The organism is Blautia faecicola (assembly GCF_004123145.1).
Lineage (GTDB): Bacteria > Bacillota > Clostridia > Lachnospirales > Lachnospiraceae > Oliverpabstia > Oliverpabstia faecicola.
Genome location: NZ_SDKC01000001.1, coordinates 2,116,803 through 2,136,880, shown reverse-complemented (window position 1 = coordinate 2,136,880; position 20,078 = coordinate 2,116,803). Strand labels below are relative to the sequence as shown.

General features: G+C 46.9%; 18 protein-coding genes. 17 read left to right on the top strand and 1 reads right to left on the bottom strand.

The window, feature by feature from the left end; translation table 11 throughout:
* The first annotated feature begins 15 nt into the window (after nt 1-15).
* The 13 genes from ETP43_RS09610 (at nt 16) to ETP43_RS09550 (ending at nt 16,506) form a co-directional block, all read left to right on the top strand.
* Nucleotides 16-1,218: a D-alanyl-D-alanine carboxypeptidase family protein gene (locus ETP43_RS09610; RefSeq protein WP_129257903.1), complete on the top strand. Its 1,203-nt coding sequence runs from the start codon at nt 16-18 to the stop codon at nt 1,216-1,218.
* Between the two features lie 12 nt (nt 1,219-1,230).
* Nucleotides 1,231-1,794: a glycerol-3-phosphate responsive antiterminator gene (locus ETP43_RS09605; protein WP_022400484.1), complete on the top strand. Its 564-nt coding sequence runs from the start codon at nt 1,231-1,233 to the stop codon at nt 1,792-1,794.
* Between the two features lie 114 nt (nt 1,795-1,908).
* Nucleotides 1,909-2,856 (top strand): YARHG domain-containing protein, encoded by a 948-nt coding sequence (locus tag ETP43_RS09600; RefSeq protein ID WP_022400483.1) that lies wholly within the window; start codon nt 1,909-1,911, stop codon nt 2,854-2,856.
* A 227-nt stretch (nt 2,857-3,083) separates the two neighbouring features.
* A complete protein-coding gene (locus ETP43_RS09595; protein ID WP_129257902.1) occupies nt 3,084-3,557 on the top strand; it encodes a MarR family winged helix-turn-helix transcriptional regulator in 474 nt (157 codons plus the stop codon).
* 2 nt (nt 3,558-3,559) lie between these two features.
* A complete protein-coding gene (locus ETP43_RS09590; RefSeq protein ID WP_129257901.1) occupies nt 3,560-5,722 on the top strand; it encodes an ABC transporter ATP-binding protein in 2,163 nt (720 codons plus the stop codon).
* Nucleotides 5,715-7,553: an ABC transporter ATP-binding protein gene (locus tag ETP43_RS09585; protein ID WP_129257900.1), complete on the top strand. Its 1,839-nt coding sequence runs from the start codon at nt 5,715-5,717 to the stop codon at nt 7,551-7,553. Before ETP43_RS09590 ends, ETP43_RS09585 begins: the two co-directional genes overlap by 8 nt.
* Nucleotides 7,554-7,631: 78 nt before the next feature.
* Complete coding sequence (locus tag ETP43_RS09580) at nt 7,632-8,855, top strand: 6-phosphofructokinase (RefSeq protein WP_129257899.1); 1,224 nt, start codon at nt 7,632-7,634, stop codon at nt 8,853-8,855.
* A 118-nt stretch (nt 8,856-8,973) separates the two neighbouring features.
* Nucleotides 8,974-10,410, top strand: a complete 1,437-nt coding sequence (locus ETP43_RS09575; protein ID WP_022172188.1) for an acyl-CoA carboxylase subunit beta — start codon at nt 8,974-8,976, stop codon at nt 10,408-10,410.
* A 14-nt stretch (nt 10,411-10,424) separates the two neighbouring features.
* A complete protein-coding gene (locus ETP43_RS09570; protein WP_022172187.1) occupies nt 10,425-11,189 on the top strand; it encodes an OadG family protein in 765 nt (254 codons plus the stop codon).
* An 18-nt stretch (nt 11,190-11,207) separates the two neighbouring features.
* On the top strand, nt 11,208-11,576 hold the full coding sequence (locus ETP43_RS09565) for a biotin/lipoyl-containing protein (protein WP_129257898.1): 369 nt from the start codon (nt 11,208-11,210) through the stop codon (nt 11,574-11,576).
* A gap of 73 nt (nt 11,577-11,649) precedes the next feature.
* A complete protein-coding gene (locus tag ETP43_RS09560) occupies nt 11,650-12,804 on the top strand; it encodes a sodium ion-translocating decarboxylase subunit beta (RefSeq protein ID WP_117523449.1) in 1,155 nt (384 codons plus the stop codon).
* Nucleotides 12,805-12,883: 79 nt separating this feature from the next.
* Entirely contained in the window at nt 12,884-14,296 is a 1,413-nt protein-coding gene (locus ETP43_RS09555) for an oxaloacetate decarboxylase subunit alpha (RefSeq protein ID WP_129257897.1), read from the top strand.
* 395 nt (nt 14,297-14,691) lie between these two features.
* Nucleotides 14,692-16,506, top strand: a complete 1,815-nt coding sequence (locus ETP43_RS09550; protein ID WP_129257896.1) for an ABC-F family ATP-binding cassette domain-containing protein — start codon at nt 14,692-14,694, stop codon at nt 16,504-16,506.
* Between the two features lie 14 nt (nt 16,507-16,520).
* On the opposite strand, the gene ETP43_RS09545 is transcribed toward ETP43_RS09550, so the two are convergent.
* Entirely contained in the window at nt 16,521-17,513 is a 993-nt protein-coding gene (locus tag ETP43_RS09545) for an acyltransferase family protein (protein ID WP_129257895.1), read from the bottom strand.
* A gap of 217 nt (nt 17,514-17,730) precedes the next feature.
* Here ETP43_RS09545 and ETP43_RS09540 point away from each other — a divergent pair, with 217 nt between their 5' ends.
* From ETP43_RS09540 to ETP43_RS09525, 4 genes are all read left to right on the top strand, one after another.
* The gene (locus ETP43_RS09540) at nt 17,731-18,432 is read left to right on the top strand and encodes a GDSL-type esterase/lipase family protein (RefSeq protein WP_129257894.1); all 702 of its coding nucleotides are present in this window, start codon (nt 17,731-17,733) and stop codon (nt 18,430-18,432) included.
* A gap of 76 nt (nt 18,433-18,508) precedes the next feature.
* Nucleotides 18,509-18,823, top strand: coding sequence for a spore coat associated protein CotJA (locus tag ETP43_RS17645; protein ID WP_022400472.1), 315 nt, complete (start codon nt 18,509-18,511; stop codon nt 18,821-18,823).
* Nucleotides 18,820-19,122: a spore coat protein CotJB gene (locus tag ETP43_RS09530; RefSeq protein WP_243114246.1), complete on the top strand. Its 303-nt coding sequence runs from the start codon at nt 18,820-18,822 to the stop codon at nt 19,120-19,122. The genes ETP43_RS17645 and ETP43_RS09530 overlap by 4 nt, the downstream gene beginning before the upstream one ends.
* 3 nt (nt 19,123-19,125) lie before the next feature.
* Entirely contained in the window at nt 19,126-19,770 is a 645-nt protein-coding gene (locus tag ETP43_RS09525; RefSeq protein WP_022400470.1) for a manganese catalase family protein, read from the top strand.
* Nucleotides 19,771-20,078: the final 308 nt, after the last annotated feature.

Genomic DNA, 20,078 nt, shown 5'->3' with positions numbered 1-20,078 from the left:
AACGGGGGATACTATATGGGAAGAATAAAGCGGGGATTATTGTTGCTGCTTTTCCTGCTGTTGGGAACGCCGGCAGTGGGATATGGTATGCAGTTGAGTGAATCAGAACTTTATGCGCGTTCGGCATGTCTGATGGATGCAGACTCCGGACGTGTTTTGTATTCTAAAAACAGCGAGCAGAAGCTTCCGATGGCAAGTACCACGAAGATTATGACCTGTATTCTGGCACTGGAAGACGGACGGATGGACGATCTGGTCACCGTATCTGCCTATGCGGCGAGCCAGCCGAAAGTACATATGGGCGCAAAAGCAGGAGAGCAGTTTTATCTGCAGGATCTTCTGTATGCGCTGATGCTGAATTCGGATAACGATGCGGCGGTAATGATCGCAGAGCAGGTCGGGGGATCGGTGGAAGGATTTACGGAAAAGATGAATCTGAAAGCAAGGGAAATCGGCTGTGAAGATACTTATTTTATCACGCCGAACGGTCTGGATGCGGAGAATGAAAATGGGATCCACAGTACCACGGCGGAGGATCTGGCAAGGATTCTGCGATATTGTATTATGGAGTCTCCGAAGAAAGAAGATTTTCTGGCAATCACGCGGATGCCGTCCTATACATTCTGGAACTACAGCAAGACACAGGTCTATCAGTGCACAAATCACAATGCGTTTCTGGGAATGATGGACGGAGCGCTGACGGGGAAAACCGGATTTACGGGGAATGCCGGGTACTGTTATGTGGGAGCCTTACAGTGGGAAGGAAAAACACTGATCGTGTCTCTGCTTGCGTGCGGATGGCCGAATAATCGGGGATATAAATGGGAGGATACCAGAAAACTGATGACTTACGGGCTGACGAATTATGAATACCGGGAAGTCTTTGAAAAGAAGGATCTCGGACGACTTGCAGTGGTCAATGGGCAGAAAAAAGGGACTGCGATTGACGATGTGGCAACGACGCGTCTGGAATACGGGGCAGATACGGAGCAGATGCATCTGTCGCTGCTTTTACGGAAGGATGAACAGATTACCGTTCGTTATCAGCTGCCGGCACAGCTGGAAGCTCCGGTCAGGAAGGGACAGCAGGTCGGGGTGGTGCAGTATTTTCTGGGAGAAAAGTTGCTGCAGGAATATCCGGTGTATGCGGGAGAACGGGTGGATGTGAGAGATTATTACTGGTGTCTGGAACAGGTAGGTGCGGCGTACTGCGCCTGAGAGGAAGAAAACATGAGAAAAATGACAGAAGAACTGGAAGACTGCCCGGTAATTGCGGCAGTGAAAGATGAAAAAGGCCTGGAAGAGTGCCTGAAGATGGATGTGGGAATGGTATTTGTCTTATATGGAACGGTATGTAACATCGGCGAGATCGTAAAAAAGATCAAGGAAAAAGGGAAAATTGCGGTAGTACATATCGATCTGATCCAGGGGTTGAGTGGAAAAGAGGCGGCAGTGGAGTTCCTGAAAACCTATACCCGTGCCGACGGAATCATTACAACGAAACCGGCACTGGTCAGGTGTGCAAAAGAACTGGGAATGTTTACCGTGCTTCGCTTTTTTGTGATCGATTCGATGGCGTACGATAACATCCAGAGACAGACTGCGGGTTATCGTCCCGATGTGATCGAGATCCTTCCGGGACTGATGCCGCGCGTGATAGAAAAAATCCGAAACAGCGTGCGCTGTCCGGTGATTGCGGGCGGTCTGATCAGCGAGAAGGAAGATATTGTGGCAGCCCTGAAAGCCGGTGCTGTCGCAATCTCGACCACAAATGAAAATGTATGGAAAATGTAAGAAGATAGACAGCATTTGCCTGTTGTGTTTTCGGAAAGTTCGGTATATAATTTTTCCATACGAAGAAACGCTGTAAAAAGAGAAAACAGTAACACAGATAATGGAGGAAACAGCATGTTTTGTAAATATTGCGGAAACCGTCTGGATGACGGAGATCGTTTCTGTGGGGCATGTGGTCATCCGGTAGATGAAAAACCGGTGCAGGAAGCTGCGCCTGAAAAAGTCTATAAAAAACAGGAGGATGAAGCGCCCAAGATCAGAAAGAGAAATCCGGAACCGGAATACGATAACCGTATGACTGCCGGTATGGGGTATGGATATCGGGTAGATGAGGATTCCGATTCGGAAGATGACGATGAGGATGATTACGAAGAAGAGTGGGAGCGGGAAGAGAAAAAAGAAAAGATTACCTTTGCCGTTCTCGGCGTAATCATTGTAGTTCTCGTAGTTGCGATCGTATTTGGTGTGGTAAAACTGGTTGGCGCCGGAGGCGGTGATACGAAAAAAGTTTCTCAGCTGAACGAGCAGATGAAAGAAGATATGCAGAAGAGTCAGGAGAGAGATGATAACGAGACCGCGGAGGCAGCAGCCGAAGAACCGGAAACAGTGGCACCGGAAGTTACAGCGACACCGGAACCGACACAGGAAGTTGTGCCAACGCAGGAAGCGGAGGCAGCAACGGTGGCACCGACACAGCAGGCGACACCGGAACCAACCCCGGAGGTTGTGGTTCAGGAACAGAACGAAGCGGCAGCCAGTGACGCGGGAGCAGATACCGGAAGCGGCGATTATGTGATTCCGGACAGCAGTACCAGATATCTGACGAATGCAGATCTGAACGGACTCTCCGAGTGGCAGATCCGTATCGCGAGAAATGAAATTTATGCCCGTCATGGCAGAATCTTCAAGTCGGATGATCTGGCAGACTATTTTGCATCGAAAAGCTGGTACACACCAAGTGTATCGGCAGATCAGTTTGACAATTCGTATCTGAACTCGATCGAGATCGAGAACCTGAAACTGATCACCGCCTATGAAAAGGCTCACAATCTGAATCAGTAACAGAAAAGTCAAAAACAGGAATCTCCTGAAACAGAGAAACAAAGTATGTGGATCTGTTTCGGGAGATTTTTTTTGATACCGGATTATTCCGTACTTTATCCCCTGGTATCATTATAAAAAAATATGAAAAAAGTATAAAAACACTTGTATAACATAAAATAAGTGATATTATTAGTTAGTCGACGAAATATTAGTCAACGAACTAATAAGAAAGGAAGAGAGAACGAATGAATGAAAAAGAGCATTCCGCAGAGTTCCTGATGATGAAATTGCTTCATGTGTATGCGGCAAAGACGTTTCATCAGCTTTCTCATGTGAATCTGCACCCCGGACAGATGCCGATGCTAAATCTCTTGTATCAGCAGGACGGACTCAGCCAGAAAGAAATCTGCAGTAAACTGTGTATCAAACCATCGACGGTGACAGTATCTTTACAGCGGATGGAAAAATCAGCTCTGGTCTGTCGGGTAGCAGATGAAAAGGATAAACGGATCCAGAGAATTTATCTGACGGATTACGGCAGAGAGCTTCACCGGGAAGTGGAGAAAATACGAAAAGAAGTAAATGCAGTGATGGTGCAGGGGATGACACCGGAAGAGGTGGATCATCTGAAAGACCAGATTCTCCAGATGCAGGAAAATCTGGAAAAAATGCCTGGAAGTATGGAAATCAAAGGTTATTTTAGGGAAGGAGAACAATAGGTATGTTACGGATGTTTCGGGAACTGAAGGGTTCCTATCGTTATATCGTGCTGATCTTCGCCCTGCTGTTCGGGCAGGCATTCTGTGATCTGGCACTGCCTTCGTACACTTCGGATATTATCAATGTCGGTGTACAGCAGGGCGGTATTCCGGACAGTGTACCGGATCAGATCCGGGAAGAATCCATGGATCAGCTGTTTTTATTCATGGACAGTGATCAGCAGGAAGAAGTCAAAGAATATTATATACTGGAAGACGGTGTTTATACCCACGAAAAACTGAAAGATGAAGAAAGAGATTCTCTGAATACGATCTTCGGAAAGGCAATGCTGGCAGTGACCAGCCTGCAGCAGCCTGAGACGCAGGAGGCACTGGCACAGCAGATGCAGCTTCCGGACGGGGTGGATGTGATGGATGCGATCGCACAGCTTCCGGATGAAGCGAGAAGCCAGATGATGGAACAGATGACCGAAAAGCTGGAGGATATGCCGGAATCTATTGTGACACAGGGAGCCATCCAGTATCTGAAAAACGAGTATCAGGAGATGGGCGAAGATCTGGACCGGATCCAGATGCAGTATGTGTTGTGGTCCGGCATCAAGATGCTGCTTCTGGCAGCACTGATCATGGTCGCTTCTGTCTGTGTGACTTTCTTCTCCTGTCGGATCGCGGCAAAACTCGGTCATGATCTGAGAAATAAAGTGTACCGGAAAGTATTATCTTTTTCGAGCAAAGAAATGGATAATTTTTCCACCGCGTCTCTGATCACCAGAAGTACGAACGATATCCAGCAGGTACAGATGGTATTTACCATGTTGTTCCGTATTGTCTTATACGCGCCGATCCTTGGTATCGGTGGTGTGCTGAAAGTGCTGAACACAGACGCATCCATGACCTGGATCCTTGGAATCGCAGTGGCAGCGATCCTGATACTGGTAGCCGTTCTTTTCTGGGTTGCGATGCCGAAATTTAAAAAACTGCAGGATCTGATCGACCGTCTGAACCTGGTCAGCCGTGAGATCCTGACCGGTATTCCGGTGATCCGTGCGTTCAGCCGGGAAAAACACGAGGAAGAGCGGTTCGAAGAAGCGAACCGGAGACTGACGAAGACCAACCTGTTTGTCAACCGTACAATGACGTTTATGATGCCTCTGATGATGCTGATCATGAACGGAATCAGTGTACTGATCATCTACACCGGTGCACACAGTATTGATACCGGTAATATGCAGGTGGGTGATATGATGGCGTTTATCCAGTATGCGATGCAGATCATCATGTCGTTTTTGATGATCACGATGATGTCCATTATGCTGCCGCGTGCCGGTGTGGCTGCCAACCGTATCCTGGAGGTTCTGGATACCCCGCTTTCCATCGAAGATCCGGAAATCAGTGAAAAACCGGAAGAAAGCGAAAAAGGAACGGTAGTATTTGACCATGTAAGTTTTGCCTATCCGGGAGCGGAAGAGGAAGTCCTTTCTGATATTACCTTCGAGGCGAAGAAAGGTGAGACGGTTGCTTTTATCGGAAGTACCGGAAGCGGTAAGAGTACGTTGGTAAATCTGATTCCACGTTTCTTTGATGTGACAAAAGGAAGCATCCGGGTGGACGGTGTGGATATCCGCAGGATGGAACTGAAAGATCTGCGGGATCGCATCGGTTATGTGCCGCAGAAAGGGGTACTGTTTTCCGGAACGATCGACTCGAACCTCCGCTACGGAAGAGAGAACGCGACGAAAGAAGAACTGGAGAAGGCAGCAGCCATTGCCCAGGCGACAGAATTTATCGAACAGAAAGAGGAAGGCATGGAAAGCCCGATCGCACAGGGCGGAAGCAATGTGTCCGGTGGTCAGAAACAGCGTTTGTCGATCGCAAGGGCAATTGCAAAACAGCCGGAGATTTATATTTTTGATGACAGCTTCTCCGCACTGGATTTTAAGACGGACGCGGCTCTTCGAAAAGCATTGAAAGAAGAAACCGAGGAAGCCACAACCCTGATCGTTGCACAGCGCATCAGTACGATTCTGCATGCAGACCGTATCCTGGTGCTGGACGAAGGAAAGGTTGTCGGTATGGGAACACATAGAGAACTTCTGCAGTCCTGCGAAGTATATCGGCAGATTGCACAGTCACAGCTGTCACAGGAGGAACTGGATCATGAGTGAAAATAGCAGACGCCCCTCTAGAGGACCTATGGGACGGGGAAGAATGAGCGGAGAAAAGGCAAAAGATTTCTCCGGAGCAGTAAAAAAATTACTGCGTTATATGAGCAAATATAAGATCCGGCTGATCGGCATGATGATCTTTGCCATCGCCGGTACGGTATTTAACATCGTGGGACCAAAGATTCTTGGTAAAGCGACGACAGAACTGTTTAACGGATTGGTAGCTAAGGTCAACGGAACCGGCGGGATCGATTTTGACAAGATCGGACGGATCCTTTTGTGGACACTGGGACTGTATCTGTGCAGTGCGGCATTTTCCTTTATCCAGGGATTTATCATGACGGGAATCTCCAACGATGTCAGCTACTCCCTGCGAAAAGACATTTCCGGGAAAATGAACCGGCTGCCGATGAAGTATTACGAAAGCCGGACTTACGGAGAGGTGCTCTCCAGAATCACCAACGATGTGGATACCCTGCAGCAGGGGCTGAACCAGAGTATCACGCAGCTGATCACTTCGGTGACAACGCTGATCGGTGTATTTATCATGATGCTGAGTATCAACGTATGGATGACTTTATGTGCCCTGCTGATCCTGCCGTGCTCGATGTTCATTATCGGCAAGGTGATGAAGCGGTCCCAGAAGTATTTCCAGCAGCAGCAGAAATATCTGGGTGATGTGAACGGTCAGGTGGAAGAGGTCTATGCCGGACAAAATATTGTAAAGGCATTTAATAAGGAAGAAGCTGTGATGGCGACTTTCGAGGAGACGAACAAAAAGTTATACGAATCCGGCTGGAAATCTCAGTTTTTCTCTGGCATGATGATGCCGATCATGCAGTTTGTGGGAAATATCGGATATGTGATGGTGGCACTTCTCGGCGGTTTCATGACGATCAAAGGAGCCATCGAAGTCGGTGACATCCAGTCATTTTTCCAGTACATCCGAAACTTTACCCAGCCGGTACAGCAGATCGCGCAGGTTACAAATATGATGCAGTCCGCAGCGGCAGCTTCCGAGCGTGTTTTTGAATTCCTTGAGGAAGAGGAGGAAGAACAGACCGCCGAGCATCCGGTGAAAATGGAAAACGGCGTGGAAGGTCGCGTAACATTTGAACACGTAAGCTTCGGCTACCGCCCGGATCAGATCATCATCAAAGATTTCTCCGAGCAGGTGCAACCGGGACAAAAGATCGCGATCGTCGGTCCGACCGGTGCCGGAAAAACCACACTGGTGAAACTGCTGATGCGTTTCTATGATGCCAACAGCGGAAGAATCCTGATCGACGGACACGATATCCGGGACTTTAACCGGAGAGATCTGAGAGAATGTTTCGGTATGGTATTGCAGGATACCTGGCTGTTTAACGGTACGATCATGGAAAATATCCGTTATGGAAGACTGGATGCGACCGACGAAGAAGTGATCGCAGCGGCAAAAGCCGCGCATGCACACCGGTTTATCCAGACACTGCCGGAAGGATACAACACCGTGTTAAATGAAGAAGCCAGCAACGTATCCCAGGGACAAAAGCAGCTCCTGACGATCGCAAGAGCGATTCTTGCCGATAACCGGCTGCTGATCCTTGACGAGGCGACTTCATCAGTCGATACCCGAACAGAAGAACGGATCCAGAAAGCGATGGATTACCTGATGAAAGGCCGCACCAGTTTCGTGATCGCACACCGCTTATCTACGATCAAAGATGCAGATGTGATCCTGGTAATGAAGGACGGAGATATTATTGAGCAAGGAAATCATGAAGACCTCTTGGCAATGAACGGATTTTATGCTAATCTATATAATAGTCAGTTTGAGAAAGTCAGCTGACAGGCAAGAGAAAAAAGGGGGATGTTGCGATGACGCAGAAAACATCCCCTTCTTTATGCAATCTTAAGGAGGAAATCAATGAGAAATCTTTTGGTAGCACAGTCCGGAGGACCGACATCAGCAATCAATGCGACGATCGCAGGAGTGATCATGGAAGCGTATGCATCCGATCAGGTGGATACGATCTATGGTGCAGTCAACGGCATCAAAGGCGTTCTGGAGGAACGGTTTGTCAACCTGAGTGAGAAAGTACCGGGTGAGGACGAACTGGAGATCCTTTGCCAGACACCGGCAGCAGCACTGGGATCCTGCAGGGTAAAACTGAAAAATCCGGAAGAAGACGACAGTCAGTTTCAGGAAATCATCCGGATTTTCCGCAAACATGGAATTGCGTACTTTATTTACGCAGGTGGAAACGATTCCATGGATACGGTGGATAAACTGGCGGCATACTGTAAAGAACACGAAATAGAAGATATTCATGTCATGGGAGCACCGAAGACGATTGACAACGATCTGGTGGGAACTGATCACTGTCCGGGATTCGGCTCCGCAGCAAAATATATTGCAACTACATTTTCCGAGCTGGAAAGAGACTGCCATGTGTACGATACCAAGGCAGTCACGATCGTGGAAGTGATGGGAAGAAATGCCGGATGGCTGACCGCAGCTTCCGCACTTGCGAGAAATAACGGAGCAGAAGGTCCGAGCCTGATCTATCTTTGTGAGCCGGCATTTTCAGTGGAGAGTTTTCTTGCAGATGTAAAAGGAAAATTAGAGAAACAGGACAGTGTTCTGGTGGCAATCAGTGAGGGAATCAAAGACAAAGACGGTGTGTATATCTCCGAGCAGGTACAGAGCGGAGCCGTGGACAATTTCGGTCACAGCTATATCGCGGGAAGCGCCAGAGTGCTCGAAGATATCGTGCGAAGAGAAATCGGCTGCAAAGTAAGATCCATTGAACTGAATCTGATGCAGCGATGCGCCTCCCATATCGCAAGCAAGACCGACATCCAGGAGTCAAAGATGCTTGGCATGACCGCCTGCCGCTGTGCCCTGCAGGGGAAAAGCGGGCTGATGGCTTCGGTAGAAAGAATCAGCAGCCATCCGTATCAGGTGCGCTACACTGCGGTTCCGGTCTGCGAGGTGTCGAACCAGGAGAAAAAAGTACCGGCAGATTATATCAATGAAGCAGGAAACGATGTGACAGAAAAGATGATGGAATACTTGAAACCACTGATTCACGGCGAAACAGAAGTGATCTATGAAAACGGAATTCCGAAACATTTATACCTTTATTAAGTTTTTCTGAAGGCTTTTGTCAAAAAGTTATTGAAAAAAAAAGCAAAAAATAGTAGAATTATAATCGGCTGAAATTTTGTTTTCACTTAAATTTTTTATAAAAATGGAGGGCTGAAGTATGAGCAATACAGCACAAAGCGCAGCAAGCACAAGGATAGCCTCTTTGCTTGATGCAAACAGTTTTGTTGAAATCGGTGGACAGATTACTGCAAGAAGTACAGATTTCAACTTATCTGCAAAAGAAACCCCGTCAGATGGTGTTATCACCGGATATGGTGTGATCGATGGCAGTCTGGTGTATGTATACAGCCAGGATGCTACCGTACTGAACGGAACTGTTGGTGAGATGCATGCAAAGAAAATTGCAAGACTGTATGATTTCGCAATGAAGACAGGTGCACCTGTGATCGGTCTGATCGATTGCGCAGGTATGCGTCTGCAGGAAGCAACCGATGCACTGAACGGTTTCGGTGAGATCTACATGCAGCAGACAAAAGCAAGCGGTGTGATTCCACAGATCACAGGTATCTTCGGAACCTGCGGCGGTGGAATGGCTATGATTCCGGCACTGACAGATTTTACTCTGATGGAAGAGAAAAAAGCAAAATTATTTGTCAATTCTCCAAACGCCATCGAAGGAAATGAAATCTCCAAATGCGATACTTCCGCAGCTGAGTATCAGGCAAAAGAAGCAGGTCTGGTAGATTTCAAAGGAAGCGAAGAAGATGTTCTGGCACAGATCCGTGCGCTGGTAACTATGCTTCCTGCAAACAACGAAGATGATATGTCTTACGAAGAATGCACAGATGATCTGAACAGAGTATGCAAAGATCTGGCAAACTGTGCAGGAGATACTTCTATCGCACTGTCTCAGATCAGCGATAACAACGTATTCTTCGAAGTAAAAGCAGACTATGCAAAAGATATGGTTTGTGGATTCATCAAACTGAACGGTTCCACTGTAGGTGCTGTTGCAAACAGAACAGAGATCTACGATGCAGAAGGAAACCTGACAGAAACCATGGATGCAGTATTATCCGCAAGAGGAGCAAGAAAAGCAGCAGACTTCGTAAAATTCTGTGACGCTTTCAACATCCCGGTTCTGACACTGACCAATGTTACCGGATTCAAAGCAACCAAATGCTCTGAGGCAAACATGGCAAAAGCAGTTGCTGAACTGACTTATGCATTTGCAGATGCTACTGTACCGAAAGTAAACGTGATTGTAGGAAAAGCTTACGGAAGCGCGTACCTGGCTATGAACAGCAAATCCATCGGTGCAGATATGGTTTATGCATGGCCGAACGCTGAAATCGGTATGATGGATGCAAAACTGGCAGCAAAGATCATGTACGCAGATTCTGATGCAGCTACCATCAACGAGAAAGCTGCTGAATATGCAACCCTGCAGTCCAGCGTGGAATCCGCAGCAAGAAGAGGATATGTAGATACTATTATCGAAGCTGAGGATACAAGAAAATATGTGATCGGTGCTTTCGAAATGCTTTACACAAAGAGAGAGGATCGTCCAAGCAAAAAACACGGAACAGTATAATGAGGTGAGCATAAATGAAGCAGAGATGGAAAAAAATTGCCAGTCTGATGCTGGTTACAATCTGTGCATTTTCTCTGACTGCCTGCGGTAAAAAAGAAGAAACAGCTGCTTATCAGCAGATTACCGATGATATGGTAAGCAACTGTGCAGAGGTATCTCAGAGTGCGGTAGAATCTCTTGCAGGTTTCGATGATGAAACTCTGAATCAGATGACTGCAAACAGAGACACATTTACCAGACTTGCAGTATCAGCATGGATGGACCAGGAAAACGAACTTGGTAAATATGAGGAAATGGGAACCCCGACAACAGATATTGACCGTGAAGAAGGACAGGTAACTGTTGATATTCCGGCAAAATTTGACAAAGGTGATGCAGAAATCAAAGTTGTATTCAATTACAGCAGTGATTATGACCAGATGGTTCCTGCTTATATGACTATTTCCGAAGTTGAAACGACCGGAATGAAATTAAACGGTGCCGCTGTCAATACCGTTATGGGTGTTGGCTGTGTATTCGTTGTTCTGATCTTCCTGATTTTCGTTATTTCCTTATTTAAGTATGTTGGAAAGATCGGACAGAAAGAGACAGCACCGAAAGCAGCACCAGCACCTGCACCAGCAGTACCGGCAGCACCTGTTGAGGAAGACCTGACAGATGATCTGGAACTGGTAGCAGTTATTTCCGCAGCGATCGCTGCATCTGAGAACACATCCACAGACAGCTTTGTGGTTCGTTCCATTAAAAAAGTAAACAGAAGTAAATGGCAGAGAGCCTGAGCATAGGAGGAATATCACATGAAAAACTATACTATTACTGTTAATGGCAATGTATACAATGTAACTGTTGAAGAAGGACAGACAAGCGGTGCATCTGCAGCAGCTCCGGTTGCAGCTCCGAAGGCAGCACCTGCAGCAGCTCCGAAGGCAGCAGCACCTGCAGCTTCCGCCGGTTCCGTAAAAGTAACAGCCGGAGCAGCCGGAAAAGTATTTAAAGTAGAAGCAAGTGTTGGACAGGCTGTAAAAGCCGGTGATCCAGTGATCATCCTGGAAGCAATGAAGATGGAAATCCCGGTTGTTGCTCCGCAGGACGGAACCGTTGCAAGCATTGACGTTGCTGTTGGTGATGCAGTTGAAGCTGGTGCTACTCTGGCATCCTTAAACTAAGACTGAATTTGCAGACAATGTAAATTCCCAAACAGCGACGACTTGCTGAATTCAACAACGGGAGGTTAAAAACATGAGTATAATGAATACATTGTCAAACTTATGGGAACAGACTGCGTTCATGAACCTGGATTGGGGTAACTATGTTATGATCCTGGTTGCGTTGGTGTTCCTGTATCTGGCAATCAAACACGGATTTGAGCCACTGCTGCTGGTGCCGATCGCATTCGGTATGCTGCTGGTTAACATCTATCCGGATATTATGGCAGATCCTTACGTAGATGCTATGGGTATCGAACATGCCGGTGGTCTTCTGCATTACTTCTTCATCCTGGATGAGTGGAGTATCCTGCCGTCCCTGATCTTCATGGGCGTTGGTGCGATGACAGACTTTGGTCCGCTGATCGCCAACCCGAAGAGTTTTATTCTTGGTGCTGCAGCACAGCTGGGTATCTACAGCGCGTACTTCCTGGCTATTTTCCTGGGATTCAACGGAAAAGCAGCAGCAGCAATCTCTATCATTGGTGGAGCCGATGGTCCGACCTCTATCTTCCTGGCAGGTAAACTGGGCCAGACAGAACTGATGGGACCGATCGCCGTGGCAGCATATTCTTATATGTCCCTGGTTCCGATCATTCAGCCGCCAATCATGAAACTTCTGACAACTGAAAAAGAAAGAAAGATCAAGATGGAACAGCTTCGTCCGGTATCCAAACTGGAGAAGATCTTATTCCCGATCGTTATCACAATTGTAGTTTGTATGATCCTTCCTACAACTGCTCCTCTGGTAGGTATGCTGATGCTTGGTAACCTGTTCAAAGAGAGTGGTGTTGTAAAACAGCTGACAGAGACAGCTTCCAACGCGCTGATGTACATCGTAGTTATCCTGCTGGGTACTTCCGTAGGTGCATCTACAAGCGCAGAAGCATTCCTGAACGTAGATACTCTGAAGATCGTTCTTCTGGGTCTGGTTGCATTCTGTGTTGGTACTGCCGGTGGTGTTCTCTTTGGTAAGATCATGTGCAAACTGTCCGGTGGAAAGATCAATCCTCTGATCGGTTCAGCCGGTGTATCTGCCGTTCCTATGGCAGCCCGTGTATCCCAGAAAGTTGGTGCGGAAGCAGATCCGACAAACTTCCTTCTGATGCATGCTATGGGACCTAACGTAGCAGGTGTTATCGGTACCGCAGTAGCGGCCGGAACTTTCATGGCTGTATTCGGAGTATAATACGGTAATACAAAAGCCACAAATCCCGCTGTAAACATGGAGTTTGCAGCGGGTGATCATAGAAAGAAAGGATAAGACTATGACAGATATTGCTAAAAAACCAATTAAAATTACTGAAACAATTCTGCGTGATGCTCATCAGTCTCTGATCGCAACAAGAATGACCACAGAGCAGATGCTGCCGATCGTAGATACTATGGATAAAGTAGGTTACCATTCTGTAGAGTGCTGGGGTGGTGCAACATTTGATGCTTCCCTGCGTTTTCTGAAGGAAGATCCATGGGAAAGACTTCGTAAATTCCGTGACGGATTTAAAAACACAAAACTGCAGATGCTGTTCCGTGGACAGAACATCCTGGGATATCGTCCATACGCAGATGATGTAGTAGAATATTTTGTACAGAAATCTATCGCAAACGGTATTGATATCATCCGTATCTTTGACTGTCTGAATGATATGAGAAACCTGCAGACAGCAGTAAAAGCAGCAAACAAAGAAAAAGGTCATGCACAGGTTGCACTGTCTTACACACTGGGCGATGCTTATACTCTGGAATACTGGACAAACATTGCAAAAGAGATCGAAGAGATGGGTGCAGATTCTATCTGCATCAAAGATATGGCTGGTCTGCTGCTTCCTTATAAAGCAACAGAACTGGTAAAAGCTCTGAAAGAGACTGTCAAGATCCCGATTCAGCTGCATACACATTATACTTCCGGTGTGGCTTCCATGACTTATATGAAAGCTGTTGAGGCTGGTGTTGATGTAATCGATACAGCGATCTCTCCATTTGCGCTGGGTACTTCTCAGCCGGCTACAGAGGTTATGGTAGAAACCTTCAAAGGTACTCCATACGATTCCGGTCTGGATCAGAAACTTCTGGCTGAAATCGCTGACTACTTCCGTCCGATCCGTGACGAGGCTCTGGACAGCGGTCTGCTGAATCCGAAGAACCTGGGTGTAAACATCAAAACTCTGCTGTATCAGGTACCGGGTGGTATGCTGTCCAACCTGACTTCTCAGCTGAAAGAACAGAACGCAGAAGACAAATTCTACGATGTTCTGGAAGAAGTCCCGAGAGTAAGAAAAGACCTGGGCGAGCCGCCTCTGGTTACTCCGTCTTCTCAGATCGTAGGTACACAGGCTGTATTTAACGTACTGATGGGCGAAAGATATAAAATGGTTACAAAAGAAACAAAAGCTGTTCTCTCCGGTGAATATGGTAAAACTGTTAAACCGTTCAACAAAGAGGTTCAGAAGAAATGTATCGGTGACAAACAGCCGATCACCTGCCGTCCTGCAGATCTGATCCCGGACGAACTGGATACTCTGCGCAGCGAGATGGCTCAGTGGTCCGAGCAGGATGAGGACGTTCTGTCCTACGCACTGTTCCCACAGGTTGCTACTGACTTCTTCAAATATAGAGAGGCTCAGCAGACAAAAGTAGATGCTACGGTAGCGGATAATAAGAATGGGGCTTATCCGGTTTAAGATTGGGTAGGATTCCTTTTTAGAAAAATAGAAGAAAGTCTCACAAGATTTTTGAGTTTATCAGAGGTCTTGTGGGGCTTCTTTTTTTGTATTGGCAAAGGGGACGCCAGGACACGGGACTCCAAGGTCGGCAAACGTGGGCAGGGCAACTTTAAGCTAGCCGCTAACTTCGGCTATCGTTCACGAGGGTCGGCTGACCCTCGCGAAAGCCTGCGTAAGCGTCGGATCTTAAAGCTTGCCCTAAACGCCCACAAAGTGTTTGCCGACCTTGGAGTCCCGTGTCCTAGCTGAGTTTTGGCAGACACTAGAAAAGAAGAGCCGGGACTCTTGAAAAAGTGGGAGAAAAGATGGTAAGATAGTGCTGTTATGATTTTAGGATTGATGAGGAGTTTTGAATGAATATTATTAATATTGAGCATATCAGTAAGATTTTTGGGGAGAAGGTTATTTTTGAGGATGCTTCGTTTGGTATCCAGCAGGGGGATAAGATTGGTATTGTGGGGATTAATGGTACCGGGAAGTCTACGTTGTTGCGGATGATTGCGGGGGAGGAGGAGCCGGATGAGGGGCAGATTATCCGGCAGAATGGGTTGAAGATTGCTTATCTTCCGCAGAATCCACATTTTCCGAAGGGTGCTACGGTATCTTCGTATGCGTTGAACGGGAATGGAGATAAGGACTGGCTGGTGCAGAGTAATATGACGAAGCTTGGAATCGAAGTGTCTGAGCAGGAGGTGGAGAATCTTTCGGGAGGACAGCGGAGAAAGCTTGCGCTGGCGAAGGTGCTGGCGGGGGATTTTGATGTACTGCTGTTGGACGAGCCTACCAACCACCTGGATGAAGGGATGATCAACTGGCTGGAAGAATATCTGAAAGGATATAAGGGAGTGCTGGTGATGGTTACACATGACCGGTATTTCCTGGATAAAGTGTCCAACCGAATTCTGGAGATCAGCAGGGGAAATATGTATGGGTATGATGCGAATTATTCCCGTTTTCTGGAACTGAAGGCAGAGAGGGAGGAGATGGAACTTGCCAGTGAGCGGAAACGTCAGAGCATCCTGCGGATGGAACTGGAATGGGCGAAACGTGGATGCCGTGCCAGAAGTACAAAGCAGAGAGCACGACTGGATCGACTGGAAGACTTAAAACAGGGAAAAGCGCCGGTCAGCGATGCGGTTGTTGAGATGGATTCCGTAGAAACCCGGATGGGCAAGAAGACGATTGAACTGTATGAGGTGACGAAGAAATATGGCGATCAGATGCTTTTGAAGGATTTTACCTATACGGTTCTTCGCAATCAGCGCCTGGGAATCGTTGGACCGAACGGATGCGGAAAATCTACCCTGTTAAAGATCATGGCAGGACTGGAACAGCCGGATGAAGGTCGTGTAGAGGTAGGGGAGACGATCAAAATAGGATACCTGGCACAGGAAGAGCTGCCGATCAAAGACAGCAATCAGCGTGTGATCGATTATGTGAAAGAGATCGGAGAATATGTGCAGACAAGAGACGGCAGAATCAGTGCATCACAGATGCTGGAGCGGTTCTTATTCACACCGGATATGCAGTACACCCCGATTTCCAAACTCTCCGGTGGAGAAAAACGGCGGCTGTATCTGTTGTCTGTGCTGGTCAGCGGAGCGAATGTATTGATTCTGGATGAGCCGTCGAATGATGTGGATATCCCGACAGTTACGATCCTGGAAGATTATCTGAATGCATTTTCCGGTATTGTGATCACGGTTTCTCATGACCGGTATTTTCTGGATAATGTGGTGGATCGCATCTTTGAATTTGACGGAAACGGAACACTGCGCCAGTACGAAGGCGGTTATACGGACTACCGGGAGGCGAAAGAGCGCAGATTTGGAGAGACGGGAGCGATATCCAGCGTGCCGGGTGGAGAAAAAGAGAAGAAAGAAAAATCCACCGGAAAGGACTGGAAACAGAACCGCCCAACCAAATTGAAATTCACCTATAAAGAGCAGAGAGAATATGAGACAATCGATGATGATATCGCAGCGTTAGAGGAAAAAATCGAAAAACTGGACGATGATATGGTCAAGAATGCCACCAACTCCGGAAAGCTGGCAGAAATCATGCGGGAAAAAGAAGCTGCGGAAGCACAGCTGGAAGAAAAGATGGATCGCTGGGTATATCTGAACGATCTGGCGGAACAGATTGAAGCGCAGAAGAGTGGAAATTAAAACAAGACCGCGCATCAGAAAAGATGGGCGATCTTGTTTGTAAACAATACAAAAGGTTTTCTCGATAAAAACCATACCAGGAAGAAGCAGAATGCCAGCAGATACAGACATTCCAGATTGCTCTCAACCGAAGTCAGAATGGAAGAACCGTATCTGAGGCAGCTGTAGACGAAACCGTGGAAGATATAGATTGCCATGGTTCGTTCTCCCAGATAGGAGTAGGATTTCTTTTCGGTCGGAAGTACCAGCATGAACAGGTAGATCAGAAGAAAAGAGATCAGATAACAGCCGATGCGGACAAGTACACCTTCGACGGAACCCATATCCATATCTGCGTAGGAGTATCGTCCATAGAAAATTTTCTGATCCAGCCGATGATGGTAATTGTCGGTAAATAAAAAAACGGCAAAACCTCCCAAGATGGTCAGTGCACCCAGATACCCCTTCCGGTTCCGGAAGCGGGCGAGGGAGGAAGAATCAAATTTTTTCCCGGCAAGAAAGAACGGGAAGAAAAACAGAATACGCGGAATCGAAAGAAAATTCCCAAAATCCGTGAATCCAATAAGAATTCCGGCAATGACGGACAAAATCATGCAGCCGGGGATTTTCTCAACCAGAGGAGAGAACAGTCTCCAGGCGAACAGTGCCATCAGATACCAGAGAGAAAATTTCGGTCTGGCAAAATAAAACCCGGTCTCTTTGTCCAGAACAAACGTATATAAAAGATAATACAGGATCTCGTATACAAAATAAGGAATGACCAGTCCGCAGAGCATTTTCTTTAAGGACGGGATCCGCTTGGAAAAATATCCGGAGATAAAGATGAAAGCAGGCATGTGGAATGCCACGATTCCCCATTTTAATTCGTAGAGAAATGAATTCTGATCGTTGCTTGGTTCAATAAAGTGACCGATGACGACCAGAAGAATCAATAATACTTTGTAATTGTCAAACAGATATTCACGCTGATCTCCCGATACGGCAGGTGCCTTTACAGTAGTGTCCATGATGAATCCTTTCTATATAAAAAGTGCAATGATTACAAATCAGTAGCCATAGGTATTCTAAGAGTCATGGAGAAAAAATGCAAGGCGCAATATGGAGAAAATAGGAAGAAAAATAGATAAGTGATTGTTAAAAATTGACAGAAGTTTTTAAGAAAATTGACAGAAAGAAAAAGATACGACAAAATAAGAAAAGACAGTAGCAGAAAGGAGCAGAAAAATGGAACAGCAGAAGAGAAAAAAACGGGCGATGGCATTTGGTCTGGTGGCGATCGTACTGATTTTCTGGAATCTGATGCAGAATACAGCAGATCAGCAGAAATTACGGGTGGCATGTGTCGGGGATGAACTGACTTTTGGAACCGATGTGGAAGACCGGGAAGACAACTGTTACCCGGTACAGTTGCAGAAATACATGGAAAAGGCAGAGAAAAAATACCGGATCGGAAATTTCGGTGTGGAAGGTGCAGCGGTTCAAAAAAAGAGCAAAAAGCCATATACAAAAGAAGAACGATATGAGAGCAGTACCGAATATAAAGCGAATCTTGTTGTGATAATGCTTGGAACGAACGATACGACAGAGGAAAACTGGACAGATATCGATACGTTTCAAAAAGATTATCAATCCCTGATCAAAAATTATCAGGATTTAAAGAGCAGTCCGGAAGTCTGGCTGATTACACCGCCGATGATCCAGTCTGATGGAAGCACAGAAATGGAAGAGAGAGCCAAAAGAGTGGAAGAAGTCAAAGATGCGGTCGAAACCATTGGCGAGAAGAACAAACTGACAGTTCTGGATCTTTACAGCTACAGCCAGGAGCATCCGGAATGGTATCAGAAAGACGGTATTCGTCTGAACAAGGACGGAGCAAAGGCAGTAGCGGACATGGTAGGCGACTGTAGCGTAAATAAAAAGAAGTAGAAGCGGACAGAAACACGAAAATTTGCAGACATTCATATGATAAAGAGAAATAGAACTCAGAAATAAGGAGAAGAGAATGGATCCGTATCGTATGAATTGCCGGAACTCTTCCGGTAACTGCAGAAACCGGACCTGTGGCAACATGACAGGAAACAGAGAAGCGATGATGCCGATGGACACCAATGGCAAAACCTGCACCAATACACGCGATCGTGGTGCACAGGAAACATCTGTACAGGAGCATTTGCAGATGCTTCCACTGGCAATGGCGTATGTGCCAATGCAGAAATTCGGAAAGGTATACGAACCGGCCAGAGGATTTCAGCTTGGCACGATTTTCCCGGAACTTTGTAAACCATTTTGCGGGAAAGGAGGCGAATGCAGGCGATGATGGGACGAAACAACTGTACCTGCCAGGGAGAACGGAGCAAAGCACAGCTGATGGAGACGATCGGGCAGTCTGCATTTGCCGCTTATGATACCCTGCTTTATATGGACACCCATCCACAGGACCGGGAAGCCATGGCTTACTACCACAAACAGTCGGCAATCCGCCAGGAAGCTATGGAAGAGTATGCCAGACGCTTCGGTCCTCTGACAATGGATCTGATTGACGAGAGCAACTGCGACACCTGGGAGTGGATGATGCAGCCATGGCCATGGGAAAGATCCCGGAAAGGCAGGTGTTAGTGTATGTGGATCTATGAAAAAAGACTGCAATATCCGGTAAACATCACGAAGACAGACGCACGGATCGCGAAGATTATAGCAACACAATATGGTGGCCCCGACGGCGAGATCGGTGCCTCGATGCGCTACCTCTCCCAGCGTTTCACCGCTCCGAACCGTGTCTGCATGGCGGTTCTTACCGATGTAGCGACAGAAGAGCTCGGACATCTCGAAATGGTATCCACGATCGTTCATCAGTTGACTGCCAACCTCACTGTGGAAGAAATCGAGAACCAGGGATTTGCGGACTACTATGTGGACCATGCAGTGGGAATCTGGCCGCAGTCGGCGGGAGGAATTCCGTTTAACTCCTGTGAGTTCCAGTCCAAGGGGGATCCGATCACGGATATGTTTGAGAGCATGGCTGCGGAACAGAAAGCACGGAGCACCTACGACAATATCCTGCGGGTTGTGCGGGATATTCCGGAGATTGCGGATCCGATCCGGTTCCTGCGGGCGAGAGAAGTGGTACACTTCCAGAGATTCGGTGAAGCTCTCCAGTCTCTCCAGGATCAGCTGAACAGTAAGAACTTCTATCAGATGAATCCGAGTTTTGACACCGGACTGACGCGGGAACCGTGCGACTGCCAGGGAGAATGTGTACAGTAAAAACGTAGAAAATTCAGACAATATTTTATAAAAAACAAGCTGAAATGACAAATATAAAAAAACGATAAAAATTTTATTGACACAAACGAAATACAGGTGTAAGATACACCCATACAAAGCAAAGGCGCTATGGAAAAACATCCGTAGTGCCTTTTGTCGTATCAAGGGAAATCGCACACTCTGTTTTCTTATGATACGGCAGGGCTTGAAAAAAGCGAAACAACGGCGTTTTGCAGCTTCTTATATATAATAGAAGCAAAACGTCGTTGTTTCGCTTTTTTCATTACAAAGAAAAGAGGAGGACAAAA